Below are 3,286 nucleotides of genomic sequence, written 5' to 3'. Positions count from 1 at the left end.
TGTCCCGGCTGAGGGTGTGCGCGAGCCCCTTCGCCAGGGCGACCGCCTTGCGGACCGGGCCCCGGGGCTCGGAGTGGATCCCGGCCGGGCCGCCGGACGGGGCGGGCAGGTCCACGGCCGAGGGGATGACGACGGCGTCGGGGAAGCGCGCGCGCATCGCCCTCACCTTGGGCAGCGCCGTCGGCAACAACTCGTACAGCGCCTCCGGTCCGCGGAGGAAGTCGCGGATGGCCTCGATCTGGATGGCCACCGTCGAGTACTCGAGACACACCAGGTGCTTGACCAGCGCTTTGAGACTGGACTGCATGATGCCCTTGTGGTCGCCGTCGTGGTACAGCGACGCCACCACCAGTCGATTTCGCAGATGGAAGTAGGCCTGCCAGTCGATCGCGTCGTCCTTGTCCGACCAGGCCATGTGCCAGATCGCCACGCCCGGCATCGAGACCGTGGGGTGGCCGGCGCGGCGCGCCCGCAGGCCGTACTCCGCGTCGTCCCACTTGATGAACAGGGGCAGGGGCTGACCGATCTTCTCCGCGACCACCCGGGGGATGAGGCACATCCACCAGCCGTTGTAGTCCACGTCGATGCGGCGGTGCAGCTCCTTGGGATTGTCCCGGTCGGTCAGGGGGTACCGCGAGAAGTCGTAGTCGTAGTCCGCGTGGGGGGCGGCGGTCCACATGAAGTCGTGCGCCCCCACCACCTCGCCCATGGTGTGGAGGTGACTGCGCTCCTGGAGGTTGAGCATCTGTCCGCCGACCAGCATGGGCACGCGCGAGAACCGAGCGAACGCCAGGGCCCGCAGGATCGAGTCGGGCTCGATCTCGATGTCGTCGTCCATGTACAGGATGTACGGCGAGTCGGTGAGCCGCCGGGCCTCGTACATGATGCGGCTGTACCCGCCCGAGCCGCCCAGGTTGGGCTGGTCGAAGATCCGCAGGCGGTCGCCCAGGTCCTCGGCGGCCTCGGCGAACCCGGGTTCGTCGCGCACCTTCTTCCCGCCCTGATCGGGCATGAGCACCGCGTCGAGGACCGCGTCGACCTCGGGGTCGGAGGTGAGCGCCCGCAGCGCGGCGACCGCGTCCCCGGGACGGTTGAACGTGGGGATGCCGACGGTTACCCGGCGGTCGTTAGGAACCTGCACCGACGGGTCCGGGGTGCCGTCCGGGCCCGCGTCCGCGCGGGTCGCCGGCGCGTCCACGGTCGAGTGCCACCCGCCCGCCAGCAGCTCGACGTCCGTGTCGGAGGTGAGGTCGAACCAGATCCACCCGCCGTCCTCGAACGGGCCCAGGTCGCACACGAACTCGACGGTGGTGACCCGGTCCGCGCCCGCCTCTCCCGGCTCGCCCACGACGTCCCCGGTGATCGCGATGCGCGACCCGTCGATCTTGGAGCGGTAGAGGTCCACGCGACCGGCACCGCGGATCGTCAGCCGCAGGACCACGTCCCCCAGCACCGTCCATCGCCGCCAGTACGCGGCCGCGAACGCGTTGAAGTAGGTGGCGAACGAGACCTCGGAGTCCGCGCCGACGCTGAGGGTCGTGCGACCGGCGGAGTGGGCACGGCGGGCGTTGGTGGGGGCCTCGGCGAGGTAGAGCGATCTCACGTCCAGCGGCTCACCCGCCCGGGGCAGGATGACCCGCTGCAGGCATTCCCGGCCGAGCGGGTCCGCGAGCCCGGCGACCGACCGCTCGACCTCGTCGACCAGTTCGTGGTGGCCGTGGTGGTGCATATGGATGTGTCCCCGTCCCTAGTCGAAAGCCGGGTCGATCGTACCCGGCGGGGCGTGGCGATCCCTCCCACCACGCGGATCCGGCGATCCACCCGGGGTGGCGCGCCCTCTAGTCTCGAGTCATGCACCTCACCTCCACAGCCCGGCCCCGTCCGACCGTCCGCACCGCCCTGGGGATCCTCGCCCTGTCGGTGCCCCTGGCGCTCGCCGGCTGCGGCGCCGACGACTCCCCGGCCGAGGATGCGACGGCAACCGGTACGGCGACCGCAACGGGACAGTCCGACGCCTCCGGGCGGGGCACCTCCGACGCGACCGAGTGCCCTCCCGCCGAGGGCACCGACGAGCGCGTCACCTCGTTCGATTCCGCCCCGCCGATGTGTCTGACCCCGGGTGTCGACTACTCGGCGGTCATCACGACCGACGCCGGCGTGGTGACGGTGGACCTGCTCGAGGACAAGGCCCCGGAGACCGTGAACAACTTCGTCTTCCTGGCCCGCCACAAGTACTACGAGGGCATCACCTTCCACCGGGTGATCCCCGGATTCATGATCCAGGGCGGCGACCCGCAGGGCACCGGCAGCGGCGGCCCGGGCTACCAGTTCGCCGACGAGCTGCCCGCGGCGGGCGAGTACGAGATCGGGTCGATGGCCATGGCCAACGCCGGCCCGGACACCAACGGATCCCAGTTCTTCATCGTCACGGGAGACTCCGGGGTCTCCCTGCCGCCTGACTACAGCCTCTTCGGCACCGTCACCGACGGAATGGACACCGTCACGGCGATCGAGGACGACGGCAGCCCGCAGGGCGCGCCGCGGACCGTGCACACGATCGAATCGGTCGAGATCGTCGAGAGCTGAGGCGGGCGGCAGGCGGGGCGGCTGGGCGGCCGGACCTATGCGGGCGCTTCGGACCAGTCAGCCCGCTCGCCACTCGCCACCCGTCCGCCTTGCGCGGGCCCTTTGGTCCTATCCGCACGCGCACCCCGACGGAAACCGGGCATAGCGGACGCGCACCCCACGCATCCCGACGGGAACCGGGCATTGCGGACGCGCACCCCGGCGGGGGCAGCGCCCTCATCGGGTCAGTAACCGCTCGACCCGCCGCCGCCGGAGAACGAGGCGTTGGAGTAGCTCGTGTTGGTGGAACTCGCCGCCTGGGCCGCCTGCACGTCGTGGGCGTGCCAGCTCGAGACCACGTAGAACGGCACGAAGCCGTTGTAGCCGTAGCCCGCGCGCCAGTCCCGGTCGTACAGTCTCGGCGCGTGGCGGTCGCCTGCATCGTCCGCCACCTCGACATCCGCCATCTCCCGGGCTTGGATGGCCTCGACCACGAGCCGGTAGTCCACCACGAGCCGCGCATAGCGGTCCATGAAGTCGGGCGCCTGCGTGTCCCGGGAGAGCTCGTCCGCCCGCGCGTCGAGGGCCCTGGCCTCGGCGGCGAGCCGCTCGTCCTCCGTCCCCAGCGCGGCGGCCAGCATGTCCTCGTGGAGCTCGCCGAGCTGGCGGCGGCGCACGTCCGCGTCACCCTGCTCCATGCGGAAGAGCTGGTCGATGTTCT

General features: G+C 71.1%; 2 protein-coding genes and 1 pseudogene. 1 reads left to right on the top strand and 2 read right to left on the bottom strand.

Annotated elements, in window-relative coordinates:
- Window positions 1-1,729, bottom strand: a 1,729-nt coding sequence (locus tag G6019_RS12975; RefSeq protein WP_241726035.1) for a glycosyltransferase, incomplete at its 3' end; no start/stop codon positions are given.
- Between the two features lie 122 nt (window positions 1,730-1,851).
- Between G6019_RS12975 and G6019_RS12970 the strand changes: the two genes are divergently transcribed.
- Entirely contained in the window at window positions 1,852-2,586 is a 735-nt protein-coding gene (locus G6019_RS12970; protein WP_182627750.1) for a peptidylprolyl isomerase, read from the top strand.
- Window positions 2,587-2,810: 224 nt separating this feature from the next.
- On the opposite strand, the pseudogene G6019_RS12965 reads toward G6019_RS12970, so the two are convergent.
- Window positions 2,811-3,286, bottom strand: a pseudogene (locus G6019_RS12965) (DUF5129 domain-containing protein); the annotation flags it as partial.

Source organism: Dietzia sp. DQ12-76 (assembly GCF_014145045.1).
Lineage (GTDB): Bacteria > Actinomycetota > Actinomycetes > Mycobacteriales > Mycobacteriaceae > Dietzia.
This window is presented reverse-complemented; position numbering and strand designations above follow the sequence as displayed.